The sequence below is a fragment of the Gordonia desulfuricans NBRC 100010 genome (genome assembly GCF_001485495.1).
GTDB lineage: Bacteria > Actinomycetota > Actinomycetes > Mycobacteriales > Mycobacteriaceae > Gordonia > Gordonia desulfuricans.
On record NZ_BCNF01000002.1, the window covers coordinates 41212 to 64377 of the forward strand.

19 protein-coding genes, 2 tRNA genes and 1 pseudogene are annotated in these 23166 nt (G+C 67.8%); 11 read left to right on the forward strand and 11 right to left on the reverse strand.

Annotated elements, in window-relative coordinates; all coding sequences use genetic code 11:
* Window positions 1-48: 48 nt before the first annotated feature.
* From GD1_RS00270 to GD1_RS00290, 5 genes are all read right to left on the reverse strand, one after another.
* A complete protein-coding gene (locus tag GD1_RS00270) occupies window positions 49-567 on the reverse strand; it encodes a DUF3145 domain-containing protein (RefSeq protein ID WP_059034904.1) in 519 nt (172 codons plus the stop codon).
* Between the two features lie 228 nt (window positions 568-795).
* Entirely contained in the window at window positions 796-1623 is an 828-nt protein-coding gene (locus GD1_RS00275) for a serine hydrolase domain-containing protein (RefSeq protein ID WP_338018347.1), read from the reverse strand.
* Window positions 1624-1663: 40 nt separating this feature from the next.
* Window positions 1664-2794 carry an NDMA-dependent alcohol dehydrogenase gene (locus GD1_RS00280; RefSeq protein ID WP_059034906.1) on the reverse strand — a complete coding sequence of 377 codons (1131 nt, stop codon included), beginning with the start codon at window positions 2792-2794 and terminating at the stop codon, window positions 1664-1666.
* A 221-nt stretch (window positions 2795-3015) separates the two neighbouring features.
* Window positions 3016-4620: a fatty-acid--CoA ligase FadD5 gene (fadD5, locus tag GD1_RS00285; RefSeq protein ID WP_020793112.1), complete on the reverse strand. Its 1605-nt coding sequence runs from the start codon at window positions 4618-4620 to the stop codon at window positions 3016-3018.
* A gap of 116 nt (window positions 4621-4736) precedes the next feature.
* On the reverse strand, window positions 4737-5546 hold the full coding sequence (locus GD1_RS00290; RefSeq protein WP_059034942.1) for an enoyl-CoA hydratase-related protein: 810 nt from the start codon (window positions 5544-5546) through the stop codon (window positions 4737-4739).
* 197 nt (window positions 5547-5743) lie between these two features.
* On the opposite strand from GD1_RS00290, the gene GD1_RS00295 reads away from it, so the two are divergent.
* Window positions 5744-6958: a TetR/AcrR family transcriptional regulator gene (locus GD1_RS00295; RefSeq protein WP_307190328.1), complete on the forward strand. Its 1215-nt coding sequence runs from the start codon at window positions 5744-5746 to the stop codon at window positions 6956-6958.
* A gap of 71 nt (window positions 6959-7029) precedes the next feature.
* Here the strand turns inward: GD1_RS00295 and GD1_RS00300 are convergent, their stop codons facing one another.
* Entirely contained in the window at window positions 7030-7857 is an 828-nt protein-coding gene (locus tag GD1_RS00300; RefSeq protein ID WP_059034908.1) for an Rv1363c family protein, read from the reverse strand.
* 132 nt (window positions 7858-7989) lie between these two features.
* Here GD1_RS00300 and GD1_RS00305 point away from each other — a divergent pair, with 132 nt between their 5' ends.
* Together GD1_RS00305 and GD1_RS00310 are read left to right on the forward strand one after the other, a co-directional pair.
* Window positions 7990-9129, forward strand: coding sequence for an acyl-CoA dehydrogenase family protein (locus GD1_RS00305; protein WP_059034910.1), 1140 nt, complete (start codon window positions 7990-7992; stop codon window positions 9127-9129).
* On the forward strand, window positions 9086-9826 hold the full coding sequence (locus GD1_RS00310; protein WP_083533757.1) for a GntR family transcriptional regulator: 741 nt from the start codon (window positions 9086-9088) through the stop codon (window positions 9824-9826). The genes GD1_RS00305 and GD1_RS00310 overlap by 44 nt, the downstream gene beginning before the upstream one ends.
* Window positions 9827-10029: 203 nt before the next feature.
* Here the strand turns inward: GD1_RS00310 and GD1_RS00315 are convergent, their stop codons facing one another.
* Complete coding sequence (locus tag GD1_RS00315) at window positions 10030-10458, reverse strand: pyridoxamine 5'-phosphate oxidase family protein (protein WP_053777611.1); 429 nt, start codon at window positions 10456-10458, stop codon at window positions 10030-10032.
* Window positions 10459-10624: 166 nt separating this feature from the next.
* Between GD1_RS00315 and GD1_RS25320 the strand changes: the two genes are divergently transcribed.
* The 4 genes from GD1_RS25320 (at window position 10625) to efeO (ending at window position 14959) form a co-directional block, all read left to right on the forward strand.
* Window positions 10625-11173, forward strand: a complete 549-nt coding sequence (locus GD1_RS25320; RefSeq protein WP_059034948.1) for a hypothetical protein — start codon at window positions 10625-10627, stop codon at window positions 11171-11173.
* A 151-nt stretch (window positions 11174-11324) separates the two neighbouring features.
* Complete coding sequence (efeB, locus tag GD1_RS00325) at window positions 11325-12689, forward strand: iron uptake transporter deferrochelatase/peroxidase subunit (protein ID WP_059034912.1); 1365 nt, start codon at window positions 11325-11327, stop codon at window positions 12687-12689.
* Window positions 12690-12841: 152 nt separating this feature from the next.
* Window positions 12842-13738: an iron uptake transporter permease EfeU gene (gene efeU, locus GD1_RS00330; protein ID WP_059034914.1), complete on the forward strand. Its 897-nt coding sequence runs from the start codon at window positions 12842-12844 to the stop codon at window positions 13736-13738.
* A 45-nt stretch (window positions 13739-13783) separates the two neighbouring features.
* The gene (gene efeO, locus GD1_RS00335) at window positions 13784-14959 is read left to right on the forward strand and encodes an iron uptake system protein EfeO (protein ID WP_157079332.1); all 1176 of its coding nucleotides are present in this window, start codon (window positions 13784-13786) and stop codon (window positions 14957-14959) included.
* Between the two features lie 260 nt (window positions 14960-15219).
* Here efeO and GD1_RS00340 read toward each other — a convergent pair.
* Together GD1_RS00340 and GD1_RS00345 are read right to left on the reverse strand one after the other, a co-directional pair.
* Window positions 15220-15292: transfer RNA gene (locus GD1_RS00340), tRNA-Asn, on the reverse strand.
* Window positions 15293-15459: 167 nt separating this feature from the next.
* Window positions 15460-15533 (reverse strand) — tRNA-Ile (locus tag GD1_RS00345).
* Window positions 15534-15905: 372 nt separating this feature from the next.
* Between GD1_RS00345 and GD1_RS00350 the strand changes: the two genes are divergently transcribed.
* The 3 genes from GD1_RS00350 to GD1_RS24915 all read left to right on the forward strand — a co-directional run bounded on the left by GD1_RS00350 (window position 15906) and on the right by GD1_RS24915 (window position 17251).
* Window positions 15906-16358: a TA system antitoxin ParD family protein gene (locus tag GD1_RS00350; protein ID WP_083533758.1), complete on the forward strand. Its 453-nt coding sequence runs from the start codon at window positions 15906-15908 to the stop codon at window positions 16356-16358.
* Window positions 16355-16954, forward strand: a complete 600-nt coding sequence (locus GD1_RS00355; protein ID WP_059034919.1) for an ATPase — start codon at window positions 16355-16357, stop codon at window positions 16952-16954. The genes GD1_RS00350 and GD1_RS00355 overlap by 4 nt, the downstream gene beginning before the upstream one ends.
* A gap of 129 nt (window positions 16955-17083) precedes the next feature.
* Window positions 17084-17251, forward strand: coding sequence for a hypothetical protein (locus GD1_RS24915; RefSeq protein ID WP_169798170.1), 168 nt, complete (start codon window positions 17084-17086; stop codon window positions 17249-17251).
* 19 nt (window positions 17252-17270) lie between these two features.
* Here the strand turns inward: GD1_RS24915 and dnaG are convergent, their stop codons facing one another.
* On the reverse strand, window positions 17271-19184 hold the full coding sequence (gene dnaG / locus GD1_RS00360) for a DNA primase (RefSeq protein ID WP_059034921.1): 1914 nt from the start codon (window positions 19182-19184) through the stop codon (window positions 17271-17273).
* A 168-nt stretch (window positions 19185-19352) separates the two neighbouring features.
* Between dnaG and GD1_RS00365 the strand changes: the two are divergent.
* Window positions 19353-21651, forward strand: a pseudogene (locus GD1_RS00365) (glycoside hydrolase family 3 C-terminal domain-containing protein).
* Here the strand turns inward: GD1_RS00365 and GD1_RS00370 are convergent.
* A complete protein-coding gene (locus GD1_RS00370; protein WP_059034923.1) occupies window positions 21582-22754 on the reverse strand; it encodes an aminotransferase-like domain-containing protein in 1173 nt (390 codons plus the stop codon). The pseudogene GD1_RS00365 and the gene GD1_RS00370 overlap by 70 nt on opposite strands.
* Between the last annotated feature and the right edge of the window lie 412 nt (window positions 22755-23166).

Genomic DNA, 23166 nt, shown 5'->3' on the forward strand with positions numbered 1-23166 from the left:
CGCGACGCAACCCGGCCACTTGCGTTGCCGGGGCGCGAACCCGAGTGGTCAGCCGACTCGCTGCTGCAGCCAGGTGGCCTCGGCGCCGTAGCCGCCCATCCGGTAGTCCTCCAGCGCGGTGTCCCACGCGGTGCCCAGGACGGCCTCGACCTCGGCGGCCAGTCCGGCGCTGTCGGGCTGTGAGTCGAGCATCGCGCGCAGCTGGGCCTCCCCCACGATCACATCGCCGTTGGCGCCCATCGAACCGCGCCACAGACCCAGTCCGGGCACATAGCAGAAGCGTTCGCCGTCGACGCCGTCGCTGGCGTTCTCGGTGACCTCGAACCGCAGTCCGGACCACTCGCGCAGCGCGTTGACCAGCCGGGCCGCGGTACCGACCGGGCCCGTCCAGTCGACGGTGGCACGCTGCATCCCCGGTTCGGCATCCTGCGCCGACCACTTGAGATTCGCTCGCGCGTTCAGGGTCGACGACAGAGCCCACTCCACATGTGGGCACAGCGCCACCGGCGCCGAGTGGATGTACACCACTCCCGTTGTCACGTCCGCAAACTGGTTCAGATTGCGCACCTTTTCACCTCCGGTTGTCGACGAGGAACGTCTTCCCCAACACACCTCGGGACACCGGATAGCACATACCTTGGTTCGATTGTGCCTGACGATGCACGTGTTGCGCCAGTTTCTTGTGTCAATTTCTGTCATCCGATGAGATAACAGTGATTCACGATGCCCCAGTGGACACCGCTCCGGCGGACACCGCGACCGGCGCCCCCGCCATGTCACCGTCCGGGTGCACCGTCACCGCCCGGCAGAGAGCTCGGCGACCACGCTGTCGTTGAAACCCGACCACAGCGACTTCGCCCAGGGACCGAATCGGCGATCGGTCAGCACCACCCCGGCGGCGCCGAGCTCCGGGTCGACCCACAGGAAGGTACCGGCCTGGCCGAAGTGCCCGAAGGTCGACGGCGAGTTGGTGGTGCCGGTCCAATGCGGTGACTTGTGGCCGCGGATCTCGAAGCCCAGCCCCCAGTCGTTGGGGCGGTGCTTGCCGTAGCCCGGGACGAACCCGTCCAGACCGGGAAAGTTCACCGTCGTCGCGCGTGCGGCGAGACCGGCGGACAGGACCGTCGGCGCGAGCAGTTCGGCGGCGAATGCGGCGAGGTCGGCGACCGTGGAGACGGCGCCGTGCCCGGCCGGCCCCTCGAGGGCCGTGCCGGTCAGGCCCAGCGGCTCGCACACGGCCCCGGCGAGGTAGTCGGGAAAGGCGATCTCGGTGGCCTGTTCGACGGTCTCGGCGAGGACCTCGAATCCGGCACTGGAGTAGATGCGCGCGGTGCCGACCGGCGCCTCGACGTCGCGGGTACCGAAGGCGAGCCCGGAGGCGTGGGCGAGCAGGTGGGCGACGGTCGATCCCGGCGGACCGGCCGGATCGTCGAGATCGATCGCCCCTTCTTCCACCGCGACCAGAACCGCCTCGGCCACCAGCAGTTTGGTGACCGAGGCGAGTTCGTATGGACGGTCGGCGTCACCGTGGACGGTGATGTCACCGGAGGCGGTGATCACCGCCCCGGCGACGTTCTCCACGGGCCAGTCGTCGAGGGCAGCAAGCGCAGACACCCCGGCCACATTACTCGCGGCCCACGGGAGTCCGCCGGATCCGCGCCGCTCAGCGATCCGCGTCGGTGTAGCGGATCACCCCGCGAATGTTCTTGCCGTCCAGCATGTCCTGGTACCCCTCGTTGATCTGGTCGAGTCGGTACTGGCGGGTGATCATGTCGGCGATGTTGAGCTTGCCGATCTTGTACATCGACAGCAGCTGCGGGATGTCGAGTTTGGGGTTGGCGCCACCGAAGATGGTGCCCTGCAGGTTCTTCTGCAGCAGCGTCAGCATCGCCAGGTTCAGGGTCACATCGCTCTCGAGCATGTTGCCCATACCGGTCAGCACACAGGTGCCACCCTTGGCGGTGATGCCCATCCAGGTGTCGACATCGCTGCCGTGCACCTCCCCGACGGTCACGATCACCTTGTGCGCCATATGTCCGTAGGTGACCTCGGCGATCGTCATCGCCGCCTCGCCGACCGACGCGAAGGCATGTGTCGCACCGAATTTCAGTGCCTGTTCACGCTTCCACTCGACCGGGTCGATGGCGAAGACATTGCGCGCGCCCGCGATCACCGCACCCTGCAGTGCCGCGGTGCCCACGCCGCCGACACCGACGATCGCCACGTCCTCGCCCGGACGGACGTCACCGCTGCGGGTGGACGAGCCGTATCCGGTCGGGATACCGCAGCCACACAGGGCGGCCACCTCGAACGGGATGTCCTTCTCGATCTTCACCGCCGACGCCTCGTGCACCACCATGTACGGCGAGAAGGTACCCAGCAGGGTCATCGGGTAGACGTTCTCGCCGGCAGCGGTGTGAATCCGGAAGGTGTTGTCGGAGACGGCCTCCCCCTGCAGCAACATGGCACCCATGTCGCACAGGTTGGCCATCCCCGACTTACACGACGGACACCTGCCACACGACGGGATGAACGACAGCACGACATGGTCGCCCACCTCGAAGTCGGTGACACTCTCACCGATCTCCTCGACCACACCGGCACCTTCGTGGCCGCCGAGGATCGGGAAGCCGCCCATCGGGATACCGCCGGTCATCAGGTGATGGTCGGAGTGGCACATACCGGCCGCTTCCATGCGGATCTTGATCTCGTGCGCCTTGGGGTCGCCGATCTCGATCTCCTCGATCTGCCACGGCTTGTTGAGTTCGCGCAGCAGTGCGCCCTTGGTCTTCACCTGAATCCTCCACTCATGACCGGCCGACGTGTCCCCACCGGTTGGTTAAGTGAACGTGACCCCTGTCACGCCCCACAAAAATTGTAACGTGTTGCAGTTCTGCGTCCAGTAGCTGGACGAAACATTTTCGGTCAAACGTCTCAGAAGACGACGAAGGGCCCCGACCGGCCGCGCAGCGGCCGACGGAGCCCTCCGGTCATGCTCGGATCGGGCGTCGACGCTCAGTTGGCGAGGCCGGCGTCCTTGCTGCCGTAGCTGTTGCGCAGGGACGGCTTGACCACCTTGCCGCCGGCGTTGCGCGGCAACTCGTCGATGATCACGAGGTCCTTCGGGTGCTTGAACCGGGCGAGGTTCTCGTTCAGGTACGGCTCGAGTTCCTCGAGGGTGAGGTCGTCGACTCCCGCGGCGAGGACGACCACCGCGACCGGCACCTCGCCCCACTTCTCGTGTGCGCGTCCGATGACCGCGGCCTCGGCGATCTTCTCGTGGCCGAACAGGACGTTCTCGACCTCGGCGCAGTAGATGTTCTCGCCGCCGGAGATGATCATGTCCTTGGCCCGGTCGACGACGTAGAGGAAGCCCTCCTCGTCCTGGCGCACCAGGTCACCGGAGTGGAACCAGCCACCGGCGAAGGCGTCGGCGGTGCCCTGCGGGTTCTGCCAGTAGCCCTTCATCATGTTGGGGCCGCGGTAGACGATCTCACCGACCTCACCCGGCGCGACGTCGTTCATCTGCGGATCGACCACACGTGCGGTGACCGCCGGGACGGCCTTGCCGATCGACCCGAGCTTGCGCAGGGCGTCCTTGCCCTCGAGCACACAGGTGATCGGCGACATCTCGGTCTGGCCGAAGACCGCGACGTTGAGCGCCTCCGGGAAGGTCTCGCTCATCGCGCGCAACACCGTGTCCGACGCCGGGGCCGCACCCCAGCTGATCACCCGCAGGTCGAGCTTGCGCGGATTCGCCTGCTGCGCAGCGCACACCGCCTGCCACTGGGCCGGCACCAGGAAGATCGACGTGGTGCCCTCACGCTCGAGGGTGTCGAGCATGTCGTCGGGGTCGAAGGCACCGAGCGGATGGATCACCGACAGCGCACCCATGTAGAACAGCGGGGTCATCGCCCCGAGGCCGGCGATGTGGAACATCGGCGCCACGCACGACCCGACGTCGTCGGTCCGGGTGTTCAGGGCCTGCATACAGGTGACCGCCTGCGCCTGCAGGTTCTGGTGGGTCAGCATGGCGCCCTTGGGCTTTCCGGTGGTGCCCGAGGTGTACATGATGAGCGAGACGGTCTCCTCGGGGATGTCGACGTCGGTGAGATCCGACGCATCCTCGGCGACCAGCGCCTCGTACTGCAGGTGTCCCTCACCGGCGGTGTCCCCGACGACGACGGTGTGGTCGATCGCACCGGTCGACGCGGCGACGGCGTCGGCCAGCGGGGCCAGCAGGGTCTCGGTGACGATCACCTTGGCACCGCTGTCGGTGACGAGGAATGCGACCTCCGCCGGACTCATCCGGATGTTCACCGGCACGGCGATCGCACCGATCAGGTTGGCGCCGATGACCGCCTCGACGTATTCGCTGCGGTTGAGCATCAGCAGCAGGACGCGGTCACCGAACTGCACGCCGCGACGCGACAGCGCGGCGCCGAAGGCCCGCGACCGATCGTCGAGTTGCTTCCAGGTGGTCACGGCACCGAGGAACTTCAGCGCCGGGCCGTCCGGGTTGGAGAACGCATGCCGGCGGATCTGGTTGTTCCAGTGGTTCCGACGTGAACGCAGCGGTTCGGTGGTGAGGTCGTTGGGATTGTCGAGTGTCGCGGTCATCGGCAGGATCTCCTTGGTCGTCGGGTCGGACGTGCGGTCCGGTGATGCGGGATGGTGAGTTCGGTTGGCGATGAAAACAGTGGTGACGGGAGCGGTGGTAACGGGGGCAGGGGTGGTCAGCGTCGGCCGGTGAACGCGGCGAGCGCGGCCCGGAACTCGTCGGACTGCAGGAGTTCGGTCTGCCCGCGCAGCTCCCGCTCGAGCGCGGCGTCCATACCCGCCATGGTGTGGGCGTCGACGGCGGCCTTGGTCAGTCGCAGTGCGGCCGGCGAGGTGACGGCGAGTTTGGCGGCGACCGCCTCGACCTTCGCGTCGAGGGCGGCCCGGTCGGCGAGGGTCTCGGTGATCAGCCCGGCGTCGAATGCCGCCTGCGCGTGGAGTTTCTCACCGAGCATGGCCAGGGCGTTGGCGCGGGCGCGGCCGACCGAAGCGGCCACCGACATCGTCGCCCCACCGTCGGGCATCAGCCCGATGTTGATGAACGCGAGCAGGAAGTACGAACGTTCGGTGGCGTAGACGAGGTCGGAGGCGAAGGCCAGCGATGCCCCGATCCCGGCTGCGGCACCGTCCACCGAGGCCACCACCGGTACCGGAACCGCGCGCACCGCTCGGGCGAGATCTGTTCCGGCGGAGATGATTTCACGTGCTGATTCCGCGGTGAGTCCGTCGAGCCCACCGCCGTGTGCGATCGAGACGACGTCGGCTCCGGTACTGAAGCTACCCCCGGCGCCGTCGATCACGATCACGCGCACCGCCGGATCCGACGACCATGCGGTCAGACGTTCCATGATCGTGCGGGTCGCGGCGGTGTCGAGTGCGTTCATCCGTTCCGGACGCGAGATGGTCAGTCGCGCGACACCATGACGGTCGACGGTCGTCACGATCCCGTCGACCGATCCGGCGTTCGCGTTCTCACTGACATCGATGTTGGCGGTCACTGCTCCCCTGACTCCCACGAGACGGCTCGACACCTGCGTGCCATGTCCAATTCCTACCACACTGAGACACAGATCACGAGAATATCGATTTACTTATATGCGCATAAGCTGCCTCTGTACTGCAGTTTTACGAATATGACCGATCTTCCAACAGAGGAACACCACACCCGACTAAGGTAATTCGAGTGACCGCCCGCAACGATCTGTCCACCTCCGGCGGCCGACCCCGACGCAGCCGCTCCACGGCCGTTCGGCGCCGGCCCGCCGACCGTCGGCAGCAGATCCTCGACGCCGCCGCCCGCGCGTTCAGCGAGGGCGGCTACCACGCGGTCCGGCTCGACCAGATCGCCGACGATGCCGGGATCTCCGCCGCGGCGCTGTACCGGCACTTCCCCAACAAGTACGCGCTGTTCTGCGAGACCACCTCCGGCCTCGCCGAACGGCTGGCGGTGGCGATCGCCGGCGTCGAGTCCGATCAGCCCGATCCCCGGACCGAGTTGTCGGAGTTACTCGCGACGATCGCCACGACCGCGATCGACAACCGGCGCACCGGCGGCCTGTACCGATGGGAGTCGCAGTATCTGGATCGCTCGGATGCCGAGCCGGTCCGCTCGGTGGTGATCACCCAGCACCGGCGGATGCGTACCCAACTCATCCGGATCCGGCCCGAATTGTCCCGTGCCGACGCCGATCTCATCACCTCGGCGATGACGAGTGTGGTGGCCAGCCCGGCCACGCACCGCGCGTCACTGCCGATCCGGGACGCCCAGACGCTGCTGCGCGACGTGGCGGCGGGACTGGTCGACGTGGAGCTGCCCGTACCCCGTCTCGAGCCCCCGGCGCCTGCGGGTCTCGCCCCGTCGGCCAAGCGCGAGATCATTCTCGCCGAGTCGATCTCACTGTTCGCCGCCCGCGGTTTCCACGATGTGACGATCGAGGAGATCGGCGCCGCGTCGGGTGTCCCGGCATCGGGGGTGTATCGGCACTTCAGCGGCAAGGCGGCGATCCTGGAGGCCGCGTTCTGGCGTGCCTCCGACCGTACCACCGCCTGCATCACCGATGCCCTCGCCGTGTCGTCGACGCCGCGTGAGGCGATCGTCGAGCTGGTCCGCCGCTACGTCGAGGTGTGGTGCGGCAACCGCGATCTGATCATGGTCTACGCCTCGGAGATCGGGCACCTGGAACCCGATCGCCGGACCGCGCTGCGCCGACAGCAACGCATCAACGTCGAGGAGTGGACCACCTGGGTGGTGCGCAGCCGCCCCGAACTCGGTGCGGCCCGGGCCCGGTACCTGGTGCACGCCGCGCTGGCCGCGATCTCGGATCTGGTCCGCCTGGATCGCTCGTCCGAGCCGGCCCGGATCGGCCCGCTGGCACAGCGAATCCTGTTGGGCGCCTGACGCCCTGCGCCACCGGCCCGCCCCGCGCCACCCGATCACCCTGCGCCAGAAGATCACCCTGCGTTAGAAGATCACACCGTCGACAGCTCGTCGAGCTTCCATTCGCCGTCACGTTCGGCCAGCGTGATCTGCACCCGCGACTGATACGGAATCCCGTCCGGCACCTGCTTGCCGATCTCCGGCGAGGTGACGGTCTGGTCCAGGGCGACGAGCACCACCGCCCGATCCGGGGTCATCGACACGATCCCGGCGTGCTCGGCGACGGCGGTGGACGTCCCCTTCGCCTGGGTGTTGCCCGCGCGTGCGTCCTGCGACGACTGGATGTAGGTGCGGGCGAACTCCGGGGTGGAGATCTCCCGGATCCGACGATCCAGATCGGCGTAGTTCGCCGAGTCGTAGGTGGTGAGGGTGACCGCATACCGCTCGGCGGTGTCGAGGGCCGTGCGGCGCGCGGCGTCGTCGGGGGTCGACGCCACGGTCGACCGGGCGTCGTGCAGTGCCACGGCGAGCACCGCGGTCGAGATGGCCAGGGCAACCACGGCGACGACGAGGATCCCGACCGCCACGAACAACCGCCGGCTGCCCGCGATCTGCCGGCGCCTGCCTGCAGAGCGTCCGGGAGGACCGGCGATCTTGCCGGGCACCCGGTCGTCGGCAGGCTCCGGCGCCGCGCCCCGACGCGCCTTGCGGGCGGACTTACGTGCCGCCTCGTCGCGATGACGTTCCCGGTTGCGGCGGTTGGCGGCCAGGAAGTCGTCGCCGTCGAGGGGCGTCACATCGCCGGACTGCTCGTCCGCACCGGTCTTCTCGTCCACGCCGGTCTTCTCGTCGGCGGTCACGGCGGTCTCCGTACTCGACGTGGTCCCCGGGTGCGCTGACGAGGGCGCTGACTTCGGCATGGCCACCAATGTAGCGGCCCCGACTGTGTCGCCCGTCACCGAAACTCATATCAAATATATGTGTTGTAATGACGACGATCGATCCGCCGGCCGCGGATCGATCCACCCACCACCGAGACGAGGGGAACCGGAATGGGTAACTTCACCGAGGAACAGACCGTCTTCGCACAGGCCGTCGCCGATTTCTGCCGCCGCGAGGCCGGTACCCGTGAGCAGCGCGACGCACTCACCGCCGGCGGCACCGAACTGCACTCGCAGGAGCTGTATCAGAAGATGGCCGCGCTCGGCTGGGCCGGAATCCTGGTACCCGAGGAGTACGGCGGTGCCGGGGCGGGCAACGTCGAGATGTGCATCCTGCTCGAGGAGGCCATGCGCGGCAACGCGCCGATCGGCGGCATCGGCCCCACCCTGATCACGGCGGCGGCCTATCAGAAGTTCGCCGACGAGCAGCTCAAGAAGGAGGTCCTCACCGGCGTCGCGAACGGTGATTCGCTGTCGATCTCGATGTCCGAGCCGGAGGCCGGTTCCGATGTGGCCAACCTGACCTGCCGGGCGGAGAAGGTCGACGGCGGGTGGATCATCAACGGGCAGAAGACATGGTGTTCCAACGCCCATTTCGCCACGTCGATCCTGCTGGTCGCCCGCACCGAACGCACACCCCAGAAACACGAGGGGCTCACCCAGTTCCACATCCCCGCCGGCACACCCGGTCTGGAGATCCAGGGCATCGACACCCTGGGCGGGCGCGAGGTCAACGATCTGTACTTCACCAACTGTCGGGTACCCGACTCGGCGGTCGTCGGCCGGGTGGGCAACGGCTGGAACCAGCTGATGGCCGGACTCAACTCCGAACGTCTGATCCTGGCCGCGATGCAGTTGGGTGTGGCCGAGCGCTCCTTTGCCGACACCTTGGCGTTCATCTCCGATCGCAAGCAGTTCGGTCGCCCGGTCGGCACGTTCCAGGCGCTACGACACCGGATGGCCGATCTGGCCACCGAGATCGAGTGCACCCGCCTGCTGGTCTACTCGGTGGCCGAGCAGGCCGACGCGCACCCCGACAAGCTGCTGCCCCGCGAGGCATCGATGGCCAAACTCAAGGCCACCGAGACGTCCAAGCGGATGACCATCGACGCCATGCAGATGATGGGCGGTTACGGGTATGCGACGGAATTCGACGCGGAGCGATTGATGCGTGGCGCGATCATCTCGACGGTCTACGGTGGCACCAATGAAATCCAGCGCGACATCATCGGGAAAACCTTCGGGCTCTGACGGCTCGGAGACGCGCGCAGGCGGGACTCGGGGGCAGTCCCGGCTGCGGCGGCGTCCCCAGCTGTCCGAGGAGGTGGCCGCACACCTGCGGCATCTGATCATGACCGCCGACTTCAGGCCCGGTGAGTTCATCCGGCTCGACGACACCGCCGAGCGTCTGGACGTCAGTGTCACCCCCGTCCGCGAGGCGCTGCTGACCCTGCGGGGCGAGGGCATGGTCAGCCTCGAACCGCACCGCGGCTACATGGTGTCCGAGCTCGACCGCATCGACGTCGACGACCTGTTCTGGCTACAGGGCGAGATCGCGATCAAACTCGCACTGCGTACCGCCGAGGTGATCACCACCGAGCAACTCGACGAGCTCGCCTGGTGCAACCAGAAACTGCGGGTGGCGGTGACCGCCGGCGACTCGACGGCGGTCACCGATGCCGAGTTCGAGTTCCACCGTCAGCACAATCTGATCGCCGCGGGCAAGAAGCTGGCATGGTTCCTGCTGTCGGCGACCCGCTACACCCCGACGCAGCTCTACGCCTCGGATCCGGAGTGGGGCGCGGTGGCCGTGGACAGTCACGACAAGCTGATCGCCGCCTACCGTGCCGGTGATCGCGACGAGGTGATCGTCCAGACCCGCCGTCAGTTCACCGATGGCGCCGCCCGCCTGGTCAACCATCTCGAGCAGACCGGCATCTGGGACTGACCCGCCCCGCCGGCGATCGGGCGAGACCATGCCCGACGCCGGTTGCGCAGGTCACCCTCGCGACGGCACGCGATCACCGAGCCGGCGCCGACGAGCACTGGCCGTCGGTCGACAACCGATGAGACAACCGCGCCCGCAACCACTTCCACGATCAGACCGGTCGCCGGAACGTTCCGGTGATCAGCCGCGCTCAGGCGCTGCGATCACGAGACGCGCCCCATGTCCGCGCCCAGCCAGTGGTCGAGCCGAACGGTGACACGCACCTGATCGGGTAGCCCGGCCGATGCCGCGGAGACGTATCCGCCGACCGCCTCGGCCGGAAGGTAGCGGTTGGCCATCGTGGAGAGGTCGGCGAGGGTGGCGGGCGTCGTCGAGACGACGGTTCCCGACGCCGACACGTACCGGATGCTGGGCGACCATCGTTCGACCATCATCGTGCACTTGCCGGCGGCCTCGAGCAGTGCCACCTTGCGAGATCTGGCGCCGGTGAGGAACCAGAGGTCACCGCCGGGGCTGTAGTCGTACCAGATCGGGATCAGCAGCGGCGCCGCGTCCGGGCCTGCGGCGATCGAGAGCGCACCGATATGGGGCTCGGCCAGAAACGCTTGTCGTTCGTCGGTGCTCAGTGCCATGGGCCCGAGGGTAGGCGCGTCCACCGACGTCTGGGTCCGCCTTCGGCCACATCGGCAGCGGGCGTGCGAGCGTCGCGCTTAGCAGATGTCGTGTCCGTGCCGGATGATGTCCACGGAGCGGGCGCCGAGGACCGATCCGCGAAGAACCAGATCCGGGAGCATGACGATGACCCACCCCGAACCCGCGCCGCGGCACGGTCGCGGCACCGTGTGGGTACTCGGCGTCGTGGCGTTCGGGCTCGTCGCGGCGCTGACCGTCGCGATCGTCTACCTCGTCACCCGCGGTGACGACACCGGCCGGGCCGCGTCGTCGGCGACCACCGTGACGGTGTCGCAGGGCGGTTCCGACGGGCGGAAGGCTTCCACCGACACTTCCCCGGCGAGCGCATCGCCTGTGCCCGCCCCGACACCGGCACCCACGCAGACGGTCACCGAGACCGCCACCGCCGCGGTGCCCACCGGTTCGGTTGCCGCCGAGGGCAGTCCGTGCCTCGAGTCCGAGGCCCGCTCATTCGGTACCGCCGCCGACGGCACCAGCCTCGTATGCGTTTTCCTGGGAGCCGACGCCGGCCACCGGTGGGTCCGGCATGCCGAGGACGACGACTCGGTCCACACCATCGGCGAGCCGTGTGACAGCAGCGTCGACCGGGTCTCACGGGATCGGCAGGGACGGGCGATCCTGTGCGGCGGCACCACCTGGACGGCGGGTCCGTGATTCTCGCACCCCCGGTTTCCGGGCGCGCCCATCCCCTCGCCTGACCCGAATCGCGTTCGCCGTCGGCACGGCACAACGTGGGCATGGCCACACTCGCTAAGCATCCCCTAAGCATGGTTGGGACAGGATGCGCTCATGGCCTCAATGTTCGATGGTGCGCCCCGCCGGCCAGCGACGGGCGCCACGACCGGTTGTCCCGGTGAATGAGAACGCGGCCCCGGACGCTCCCAGCGGGTCTCGGGTACCGCGGTTCTCGCGGCGCGCACTCCTCGGGGCGGCCGCTGGTGCCGGCGTAGCCGGAATCGCCGCCGGCGTCACCGCGACGGAAATCGCCGGCACGCGCACCCCGCAGCCGCCGTCGCAGGTGGTCGCCTTCCGGGGCGACCGGCAGGCCGGGATCATCACCGCCGCCCAGGACCGGTTGCATTTCGCCGCCTTCGACGTGATCACCACCGATCGCTCACAGCTGGTCGCCCTCCTGCAGCAGTGGACGACGGCGGCCGAACGGATGACGCGGGGTGAGGAGACCTTCGAGAACGGGGCGGTCGGGCTCAGCGACTATCGGCCGCCCACCGACACCGGCGAAGCGCTCGGCCTGGCCGCCTCGTCGCTGACGCTGACGATCGGCTTCGGCCCCGGCCTGTTCGGTCCCGACGCCGAGAACCCCACTCGGCCCGACCGGTTCGGCATCGCCGCACATCGGCCCGCCGCCCTCGCCCCGCTGCCGGTCTTCCCCCTCGACGAGCTCGAACCTGCACGCTCGGGTGGCGACATCTGCATCCAGGCATGCGCCGACGACCCCCAGGTCGCGGTCCACGCGATCCGCAATCTCGCCCGGATGGGTTTCGGCGTGGTCAGTGTGCGCTGGTCCCAGTTGGGTTTCGGCCGTACGTCGAGTACCTCCGTCGACCAGCAGACACCGCGAAACATGTTCGGCTTCAAGGACGGTACGGCCAATCTGAAGGCCGAGGAACCCGAGCAGCTCGACACATGGGTGTGGGTCCAGCCCGCCGACAATCCCGCCGCCGCACAGTGGATGACCGGCGGCAGCTACCTCGTCGCCCGGCGGATCCGGATGCACATCGAACGATGGGATCGGGCCTCGCTGTTCGAGCAGGAGCGGGTGATCGGCCGGTCCAAGGGAGAAGGTGCACCGCTCGGACAGTCCGGCGAGTTCGATGCCCCCAACTTCGATCTCACCAATGGTCGGAGCCCGGTGATCGCACGCGACGCACACGTGCGCCTCGCCCACGCCGACAACCTCGACGGCGTCCAGATCCTGCGCCGGGGATACAACTTCACCGACGGCAGTGACGGTTTCGGGCACCTCGACGCCGGACTGTTCTTCATCGCGTTCTGTCGCAATCCGGCCGACCAGTTCGTCCCCATGCAGCAAGCACTCGCCGCGAAGGACGCCCTGGGCGAGTACATCACCCACAACGGGTCGGCCCTGTTCGCCTGCCCGCCCGGTGTCGCTCCGGGGCACTGGTGGGGACAGACCCTCTTCGAGTCCTGAACACCGGCAAGGCCTTTCGCGGATGCCCTCGTGCGCGCGGGGGCATCCGTATGAATGCCCACCGTATGTATGCGCACCGTATGTATGCCCACCCGTGAGAATTCCCACCCGCATGAATTCCCGGCGAGACCACGAGAGGAATGCCACCGGCGATGATACTTGCCAGTCCATCCATCCCTGCCCAGTTGTTCGGCAGCGGATTGATCGGTGTCCGTGAGGGTTTGGAGACCGGGATCGTCGTGATGGTCCTGATCGCATTCCTGGTGAAATCCGATCGCCGGGATGCGGTGAAATGGATCTGGCTCGGCGTGGCAGGGGCCGTCGCGATGGTCGTCGCGATCTTCCTGATCATCCATTTCGGTACGTCGACGGTGAGCACCCTGACCGCCGAGCTGATCGCCGGGCTGGCGTCGTTGCTCGCCGTCGCCATCGTCACCTTCATGGTGCTGTGGATGAGCAAGGCATCCGCGCACATCTCGTCGGATCTCAAGGCGGGGATGTCCACGGCGCTGCTCAGCGGCGGATGGGCGGTCGCCGGGATGGCATTCCTGGCCGTCGGGCGTGAGGGTTTCGAGACCGCGCTGCTGATGGTGGGCTATGCCGAGAGCGTGTCGGGCGGATTGTGGCCGCTGCTGGGCCTGCTCCTCGGTGTACTCGTCGCCATCGGCGTGACGGTGCTGCTCTATCGAGGAGCCGTGCACCTGAACTTCCACAAGTTCTTCCTGTACACCGGGATCTTCCTGATCTTCGTCGCGGCCGGAATCCTCGGCTACGGCGTGCACGCCCTGCAGACCGTCGGGTGGCTGCCCGGCGGCGCGAACCTCGCCTTCGACATCTCCGCCCACTACGACCAGTCGTCCTGGTACGGCACCTTGGTCGCCGGGATCTTCAACTTCCGGCCCGATCCCACGGTCGCGCAGGTCGTGGCGTGGACCCTCTACGTGGTGGTCGTACTGACTTTGTTCCTCCGTGCGAATCGGATTCGGCCAGCAGCCCGGCCGTCCGATGCGCCGTCGCAAACCCCGGCAACTCCCGATGCCGGTATCTGAAAGGAATACACAAAGGTGAACAAGAGAATCACCGTCCCGGCGCTGATGTTGGCGGTGACGGCGCCGGTCGTCCTTGCGGGCTGCACCGCCAAGCAGAGCGACGACGAGGCGATCGCGGTCACCTCGACCAACGACTCCTGCGAGCTGGCGAGCACCGAGGCCACCACCGGGCTGATCAACTTCAAGGTCACCAACAACGGCTCGAAGATCACCGAGTTCTACCTCTACGGTCAGAACAATCGTGTTCTCGGCGAGGTGGAGAACATCGGACCTGGCCTGTCGGGAAACCTGACGGTGGAGGTCGTCGACCCGGGGACCTACACGGTCGCCTGTAAGCCCGGAATGGTCGGCACCGGAATCCAGAAGCAGATCACCGTCACCGGTGAGAAGAAGGAGAAGTCGCAGGCCCCGGCCGACGTCAACGCGGCCAAGGAACGCTACCTCGACTACGTCCGCGGACAGATCGACGGTCTGGCCGCCCAGACCGAGATCTTCGTCAACCATGTGAAGGCCGGCGACCTCGACGCCGCCCGGGCACAGTTCGGTCAGGTCCGCACCTTCTACGAGCGGGTCGAGCCGGTCGCCGAGTCCTTCCCGGAGCTCGATCCCGCGATCGACATGCGGTGGGACGACACCGGCGACGGCGCAGATCCGTTCACCGGCTTCCACCGCATCGAGCGCTACCTGTGGCCGCCGCAGCCGCAGGAGATCGGCGACGGTGAGGGTCAGATCGCCCCGGCCGACGCCGCCGACGCCAAGACCGAGGACACCGCGGCCAACATCGAGAAGATCGCCGACGACCTGCTGGCCAACGTCAACAAGTTGAAGGAGGAGGTGAACAAGCCCGACTTCACCTTCGAGGACCGGCAGTTCGTCCAGGGGCCGCAGGCGCTGATCGACGAGATCGCCGCCACCAAGGTGGGCGGCGAGGAGGATCGCTACTCGCACACGGACCTCTGGGACTTCGCCGCCAACGTCGACGGTGCCGAGACGCTGATCGCCGAGATGCAGCCGATCATCTCCGCGAAGAACCCGGAACTGATGAACAAGATCACCGAGCAGTTCGCCGACGTGCGCACCGCGATCAACCAGTTCCGTGAGGGGGACGGCTACGTCCCCTACACCGAGGTGACCCCAGAGCAGCGAAAGTCGCTGTCGGACAAGATCGACGCCCTGTCGGCCACCCTCTCGGAGGTACCCGGCATCGTCCTGGGGTCCTGATCCGGGGTCACCGGCAGTGATCGTCGAGGCCAGTGATCATCGAGGACGACAGGGAGCCCGCCACGTCGGTGGCGGGCTCCCTGCTCTCCACTGCACACCTTGCTCGAGGCACACCTGTTCGCCATCGGTCTCGACCGACCGGCGAACCGAGTGTGCCGTGCCCGAACCGAACGCCCGGTCACGGCTGCCTCCACAGGCCGGTGGATCTCACGAGAAAGGCCCCGCCACCAGCATCTCTGCTGGTGGCGGGGCCTTCGTTGCTCCCCCAACTGGACTCGAACCAGTAACCGTTCGATTAACAGTCGAATGCTCTGCCAATTGAGCTATGGGGGACCGCTTGGCTGCTCCGGCGGGGCCCTTGTGGGGCATCACCCGAACGAGAATGAACTTTAGCGCAACGTTCGCAACAACCACAAAACGACTGGTCAAAGCCATTTTTCCGACCATCCGAACGAGAAGGGCCCGGTCTGGTGTCCTGCGACACAGACCGGGCCCACGCGTAGGGAGTGCGGGGCTTGAACCCGCGACCAATCGATTATGAGTCGACGGCTCTAACCAACTGAGCTAACTCCCCGTGCGGCGACAACACTATCGCAGCGGCCCTCGCCGCGACCAAGGTCCCGACCTCGCTGCCGGAGGTCCCGATATCGCCCAAACCACTCCCCGCCGGACCACCGCGCGCGTAGCGTCCCCGACATGGACGCAATGTGGGTTATGCCGCTCGTGGCACTGGTTTCGTGCGTGGTCATCGGATGGGGTTTCGCGGTCGGAATCCCTGGCAACAAGGACTGATACAGCAACACCGCACCCGGCCCGACGTTCTCGCGTCGGGCCGGGTGCGCTGCGTTCTGCACCACGCCGCCCGGTCGCCGAAACCTCGCCCGCAGGACCCGTAGCACTCTGCTACGCTCGACGGTGTAGCAGAATGCAACACACGGAGGCGGCCATGACGACGAACAAGGCGGCGACCAGCAAGGTGGCGACGGACAACGTGGCGGCCGACAAGGTGGCGGCCGACAAGGTGGCGACGGCCGACAAGGTCACCCGGTTCTCGGCGGCACTCGTGGACGCCGCAGGCGCCGAGGGCGCCCGTGAGCACCGTTCGGCCCGCCAGCAACTCGAACACTGGGCCCGCGTCGGACGCGGCGTCTCCGTGCGCACCAGCGGTGCGCGCCGCCGCGTCGAGGCAGCCCTGGCCGGCACACTGCCGATCACCGACCTCACCGACGAAGAGACCGTCGTCTTCGACTCCGAGATCGACGCCCTCCTCGAGGAGCGTCTCGATCGGACCGACCTGGTCGCCGAACGCAGTGCCGCCGGGTTCGCGTCGGTCGCCGTCGACGATGCCGGACGCATGGTCGAGTACCGCCCCGACGGCAGCATCGTCGTCCTGGAGTGAACGCCCGACTCGACCTGGTCGTGGGCTGCAACGGGGCGGGCAAGACCACCCTCGTCGAGCACCACCTTCTCCCCCTGCTGCACACACCGTTCGTCAATGCCGACGAGATCGCCCGTCGCCGTTGGCCTTCGACAGCCGAAGCACACTCCTACGACGCCGCCCAGATCGCCGCCCGCACCCGCGCCACCCTGATCGGCCTGCAGCGCTCGTTCATCGCCGAGACGGTCTTCTCCCACCCGTCCAAGCTCGACCTCGTCGACGACGCACACGAACACGGATTCCGGGTGGTGCTGCATGTGGTGATGGTCCCCGAGGAGTACGCGGTCCACCGCGTCCGGCTCCGCGTCGACAGCGGTGGACATTCGGTGCCGGAGAACAAGATCCGTGCCCGCTATGCCCGGGTGTGGCCGCTCGCGGTGGCCGCGATCGGGCGGTGCGAGCAGGCGACGGTCTATGACAACCACGCCCGACGCACCCGCATCGTCGCCCGATTCGCCGACGGCACACCGACGTTCACCCCCGACTGGCCGTCGTGGACGCCCGAACCGCTGCGCACCGCATGGCCCACGGACCGCGTACACGACCCCGACATGTGATCTCCACCTCGCCGATCAGCCAGAGTGAAACGGTGCGCTCATTGCCCGTTCGGACAGGTACCGCCCCATACTTTTCTGCATCTCGTCCGCCGGAGACCATCGGCGATCAGATCAGTCGAGGGGGCAGCCATGAGCACCAATGCAGACCACATCTGGGGACGTCCACGCCCGGTTCCCGACCGGTGCGACGGTCGGCACACCTATGCCGGCGGCTGCCGGTACAACGCCGAGGATCCGCACCGCCCGCTGTTCCCGCCAGAACTGCGGCCGGGAATCGGCAACTCCACCGCCGCCTGAACGGCCCGGCCCGGTCGCCTCAGCCCGCGGTGGCGCTCGGGTCGACGGCTTGCTCGAGCAGACTGCGCCGGTAGGCCTCGAGCGCCACGAGGTCGCCGAAGACGGCGTTGTAGCCGTCCGGATCGTCGCTGGGCGCCATCCGCCGCAGCCGCGACTTGATGTCGGCGATCTGCGAACCCACCCACACCTCCTGCAGCCGTGCGAGGACGCTGTTGATGTAGCGGGGGATGTTGTCCTCGGTCACCGGGATCGGTTCGACGGCGAGCTCGGTCACCAGCGACGACAGCACCAGATCGTCGACCTCGTGGTTGACCGCGTCCACCCACTGGGCGCCGCCCATGCCCGACGACGTGCCGCCCAGGTCGGCCATCGCCTGGCGCAGCCGCGCATAGGCGTGGTCGGTGAAGCATTCCTCGGGCAGCGAGTCGAAGACCGTTCCGGCGATCGCCGGATACTGCAGGGCACCCTTGAGCGCCTCACGCTGTACCCACAGACGCGGGTCGTCGGACCGTGGATGCCCGATGTCGGGGTCCTTGGTGGCCTCGGGACGGTCACGGCGCATCGGCCGTCCCCGACCCCGGCTGCGGCCGGTGGCACGGGCATACCGGGCGCCTTCCTCACGCACCCGCGCGAGCACCTGGCCGACCTCTTCCCAGCCGATCCAGCCGGCGAGCTGACGGGCGTACTCGTCCCGCAGCGCGACGTCCTTGATCCGCGAGACCACCGGCACGGCCTCGCGCAGTGCGTGGACACGCCCCTCGGCGGTGTCGAGGTCGTACTCGGCGATGATCGTCTTGATCGCGAACTCGAACATCGGCACACGGCGGGCGATCAGATCACGCACCGCGGGGTCGCCGCGTTCCTGGCGCAGCTCGCACGGGTCCATGCCGTCCGGGGCGATCGCCACATAGGTCTGGCCGGCGATGGACTGTTCGCCCTCGAAGGCCTTGAGCGCAGCCGCTTTTCCCGCGTCGTCGCCGTCGAAGGTGTAGATCACCTCACCGCGGAAGTACGAGTCGTCCATCATCAGCCGGCGCACCAGCGCGAGGTGGTCCTCGCCGAAGGCGGTACCGCACGACGCGACGGCGGTGGTGACCCCGGCCAGATGCATCGCCATCACGTCGGTGTAGCCCTCGACGATCACCACCTGATGCCCGCGGGCGATGTTCTTCTTGGCGATGTCCAGCCCGAACAGCACCTGAGACTTCTTGTACAGCATGGTCTCCGGCGTGTTCATGTACTTGCCGAGGTTGTCGTCGTCGAACAGTTTGCGCGCACCGAAGCCGATGATGTCGCCACCGAGATTGCGGATCGGCCACAGCAGCCGCCGGTGGAACCGGTCGATCGGCCCCTTGCGTCCCTGCTTGGACAGACCGGCGGCCTCGAGTTCGGCGAACTCGAATCCCTCCGACAGCAGGTGCTTGGTCATCACGTCCCAGCCGCCGGGTGCATAGCCACACCCGAACGCGGCGGCCGCCGCGGCGTCGAAGTTCCGCTCGGTCAGATACTCGCGCGCGGTCTTGGCGTCGGGGGTCTGCAGCTGCTGGACGTAGAACTTGTGGGCCGCGGCATTGGCCGCGGCGAGACGGGCGCGGGTACCACGGTCACGCTGGACGCTCGGGCCGCCGCCCTCGTAGTGGATCTGATAGCCGATACGGTCGGCGAGTTGCTCGACGGCCTCGACGAAGCCGATGTGCTCCTGCTTCTGCAAGAAGCTGTAGACATCGCCGCCCTCGCCGCAGCCGAAGCAGTGGAAGTGCCCGTGAAGTGGGCGGACGTGGAACGACGGGGTCTTCTCGTCGTGGAAGGGACACAGTCCCTTGAGACGGTCGGGTCCGGCCTGCTTCAGGGCGACGTAGTCGCCGATGATCTCCTCGATCCGCGTCTGTTCACGGATTGCCGTGATATCGCGATCGGGGATTCGGCCTGCCACTTTGACCAGTGTAGTGATGCCTGCGGGCAGTGTGCGGTCGGCGCCACATCACTGTGGACAACCGGACATTCCAGCCGCCTCGTCACCGCGGACGACTACCGTCGGATCGCGGGCCGGGCGCCATCCATCGACACACCCCGGCCGACCCTCGCACAGCAAGGAGCCACCGTGACCCGAGCCGCCGAGACCGACTTCCCCACCGCCGATTCGCTGTCGGCCACCGACCAGGCCCGGCTGACCAGCGGCCGTGACTTCTGGACCACCGAGTCCGTCGACGGGCTGCCGTCGATCATGCTCACCGACGGGCCGCACGGCCTGCGCAAGCAGGAGGGTGCCGCCGACCATCTCGGGCTGTCGGGGAGCGTCCCGGCGACCTGCTTCCCGCCGGCAGTGGGTCTGGCGCAGACCTGGAACCCCGCACTCGCCGAGCGGATCGGTGCCGCGGTGGGTGCCGAGGCGCGCGCCGCCGCGGTGTCGGTGGTCCTCGGCCCCGGCGTCAACCTCAAGCGTTCCCCGCTCGGTGGCCGCAACTTCGAGTACTTCTCCGAGGATCCGTACCTGGCCGGTGTCCTGGGCACCGCCTGGGTGCGCGGCATCCAGGCGCAGGGCGTCGGGGCCTCGCTCAAGCACTTCGCGGCCAACAACCAGGAGACCGACCGCATGCGGGTCAGCTCCGACATCGACGAACGCACCCTGCACGAGCTGTATCTGCGGGCGTTTCGCCGCATCGTGCGCGACGGGCAGCCGTGGACGGTGATGTGCGCCTACAACAAGATCAACGGCGTGTACGCGGCACAGGACCGGGAGTTGCTCACCACCATCCTGCGCGAGGAGTGGGGTTTCGAGGGCCTGGTGGTCAGCGACTGGGGTGCGGTGGCCGATCGGGTCGCCTCGCTCGCCGCCGGACTGGATCTGACGATGCCCTCCCCCGGCACGGCCTCCGACGACGCGGTCGCCGCCGCCGTCGCCGACGGCACCCTCGACCCGGCGGCGCTCGCGGCGTCGGCGGGGCGGGTGATCGATCTGGTCGCACGCACCGCGGCCGGTCGCCAGAACGCCCCGGCCATCGCCGATCTCGACGCCCACCACGCCCTGGCACGCGAGGCCGCCGAGCAGGCGATCGTGTTGTTGCGCAACGACGATGACCTGCTGCCGCTGTCGGACGAGTCCGGGTCGGTGGCGGTGATCGGCTACTTCGCCGAGGATCTGCGGTATCAGGGCGGCGGGTCGTCGCATGTCAACGCCACCAGGGTGGAGGCGCCGCTCGACGAGCTGTGCAGCTTCGTCCCCGGCGAGCTGCTGTTCGCGCAGGGCTACACCGTCGACGGCTCGGGGGATGCCGAGGAGTTGCGTTCCTCGGCGGTCTTCCAGGCCGGTCAGGCCGATTCGGTGGTCCTGTTCCTCGGTCTCGGTGAGCGGCAGGAGTCGGAGAGCTTCGACCGCGCCGACCTCGAACTCCCGGCCGATCAGCTCGGCGCTCGCCGAGGCCGTCGTCGCGGCCAATCCGAACACCGTGGTCGTGCTCTCCCACGGCGGTGCGTTGCGTCTGGCCCCGCTGACCGCACCGGCCATCCTCGATTGCGGGCTGCTCGGGCAGGCCGGCGGTTCGGCGATCGCCGCGACCCTGTTCGGCAAGGTCAATCCGTCGGGTCGGCTGGCCGAGACCCTGCCGGTCCGGCTCGCCGACACCCCGGCGCACCTGTCGTTTCCCGGCGAGCACGGACACGTCGTCTACGGCGAGGGCATCCACGTGGGCTACCGGTGGTACGACGCCCGCGATCTTGATGTGGAGTTCCCCTTCGGGCACGGCTTGTCCTACACCGAGTTCGAGTACCGCGACCTGGTGGTCACCACCTCCGACGACGGACTCACCGTGGAGCTCACCGTCACCAACCTCGGCCCGTACGACGGCCGTGAGGTGGTGCAGGTCTATGTCGGTGTCGACGGCTCGGCGGTGGCCCGCGCCCCACGGGAGCTCAAGGGCTTCGCGTCGGTCGATCTCGGTGTCGGGCGATCGCAGCAGATCTGCCTCACCGTCGCACGCGACGACCTGGCGTACTGGGACACCCGCGTACACGGCTTCGTGGTCGAGGGCGGCACGTACCGGGTCGAGGTGGGGGCGTCGAGCCGCGACATCCGCCTCACCGACACCGTCGGTGTCGACGGTGACGAGTTGTCGATCCCGTTCACCCTGGACTCGACGATCGGTGAACTGATGGCCACCCCGGCCGGGGCGCAGGCACTCGGTGATCTGGCCGGCCAGATGTTCGGCGACGCCGCCGGTGGCGATGCCCTGGGCGTCGACCTGGGCGCATTGCTGGGGTCGATCCCGATCGGACGTCTGGCCGACTTCTCCGGCGGGGCGTTCCCTCGCGCCGTCATCGAGCAGCTGGTGGATCAGGCCAACAGTGCCACCGACAGCCGACGCACCGCCTCGGACAGTTCGTCGGGGGTCAGCGCCGAGTAACTCAGCCGCAGGCAGTCACCGAAGTCCGCGCGCACCCCGAAGGCGGCGCCGGGCACGTAGGCGACCCCGGCATCGACGGCGCCGGCCAGCAGGGCCGACGTGTCGGCGCCGGGAACCCTTGCCCAGCAGAACATTCCGCCCTCGGGTCGAGTGAACTCGACACGGTCACCGAACTCGCGGCTCAGCGCTGTGGCCAAGGCCGCCGCGCGGAGCCGGTAGGCGTCGCGGACGCGGGCGATGTGGTTGTCCAGCCAGGTGCGGTCGTCGAGCAGTTCGGCGACGATCAGCTGACTGAAGGTCGATCCACACAGGTCGGCGCCCTGCCGCAGCAGTTCGACCATCGCGATGATCTCGGGCGGCCCGCTCATCCAGCCGACCCGTAGGGCCGGTGCCAGGATCTTCGACGCCGATCCCAGTCGCACCACCCGCTCGCCGTGCGCGGCGATCGTCGCGACGTCGTCCCCGGTGAATCGCAGCCGGCCGTAGGGGTCGTCCTCCACCACGACGAAGCCGTAGTGGTCGGCGAGGCGGGCCAGTTCGATCCGCGTCTGCGTGGTCGCGGTGACCCCGGCCGGATTGTGGAAGTTGCTGACGGTGTGCACGATCCGCGGACGTGCGCCGGTCTCGAGCAGTTCACGCAGCGCATCGACGTCGGTGCCCGCCGAGGTGATCGGCAGCGCGACGACCTCGGCACGCACCGACTGGAACACCTGCAGTGCACCGACGTAGACCGGGTCGTCCACCACCACCATCTCCCCCGGGTTCACCAGGGCGTGCGCCAGCAGGAACAGGGCCTGCTGCGAACCGTGGGTGAGCAGCACCCGCCGCGGGGTTGTCACGTCGTCGTAGCTGGCGACGGCCTCGCGGCATTCGTGGACCCCCGCGCTGACGGTGTACTGCAACGACGCGGAGTCGGCACTGATGCGGGCGGCGCATTCCGAGATGCGCTCGGCGGGAATCAGCTCGGTGGCCGGCAGCCCGCCGGCAAGACTGAGCACATGCGGCTGCTCGGTGAGCTTCAGCAGGTCGCGGATCGCCGACCCGCGAACGTTCGCCAGGGCATGCGAAGGCACGTAATCACTAGACAGCGCAAGGGAACTCATGCGCGAAACTCCAAACAACAAAGTGGGCCGACAACAGGATGAGGGTGATGAGAGTGGTCACCTGATCACACGCGGCAGGGTGCGTCGCCCATCCAGATTAACTCTCACCTTCCGAGATCTGGAATCCATATCCCATAGTGTGAGAGAAGAGACAGCTTCGCGAAGTACCTCGGCCAGCCGATGATCAAGCCGGGGCCACCCTCGATGATTGACCCGGGACCGAGCATCGCGAGGACCCGAGTCGAAATCTCCGCCGCCCACATTCAACGGCGACCACCTCCGATGCGGTCACCACCCGAACCCGGCCAACCGAGGTTTCGACACGCCTCGTCGCTCCGCTCCTCCGCGGCTCAACCACCAAAAACCAACCACCCCTCGACGATCAAACCAGGACCACCCCTTTGATGATTGA

Coding starts and splice junctions, on each gene's coding strand:
- fadD5 (WP_020793112.1), bottom strand. CDS start 4,620: ATGACCGCGACACTCGACAATCCCAACGACCTCACCACCGAACCGCTG.
- GD1_RS00300 (WP_059034908.1), bottom strand. CDS start 7,857: ATGCCGAAGTCAGCGCCCTCGTCAGCGCACCCGGGGACCACGTCGAGT.
- GD1_RS00305 (WP_059034910.1), top strand. CDS start 7,990: ATGGGTAACTTCACCGAGGAACAGACCGTCTTCGCACAGGCCGTCGCC.
- GD1_RS00310 (WP_083533757.1), top strand. CDS start 9,086: ATGAAATCCAGCGCGACATCATCGGGAAAACCTTCGGGCTCTGACGGC.
- GD1_RS00315 (WP_053777611.1), bottom strand. CDS start 10,458: ATGGCACTGAGCACCGACGAACGACAAGCGTTTCTGGCCGAGCCCCAT.
- GD1_RS25320 (WP_059034948.1), top strand. CDS start 10,625: ATGACCCACCCCGAACCCGCGCCGCGGCACGGTCGCGGCACCGTGTGG.
- efeB (WP_059034912.1), top strand. CDS start 11,325: ATGGTGCGCCCCGCCGGCCAGCGACGGGCGCCACGACCGGTTGTCCCG.
- efeU (WP_059034914.1), top strand. CDS start 12,842: ATGATACTTGCCAGTCCATCCATCCCTGCCCAGTTGTTCGGCAGCGGA.
- efeO (WP_157079332.1), top strand. CDS start 13,784: ATGTTGGCGGTGACGGCGCCGGTCGTCCTTGCGGGCTGCACCGCCAAG.
- GD1_RS00350 (WP_083533758.1), top strand. CDS start 15,906: ATGACGACGAACAAGGCGGCGACCAGCAAGGTGGCGACGGACAACGTG.
- GD1_RS24915 (WP_169798170.1), top strand. CDS start 17,084: ATGAGCACCAATGCAGACCACATCTGGGGACGTCCACGCCCGGTTCCC.
- GD1_RS00370 (WP_059034923.1), bottom strand. CDS start 22,754: ATGAGTTCCCTTGCGCTGTCTAGTGATTACGTGCCTTCGCATGCCCTG.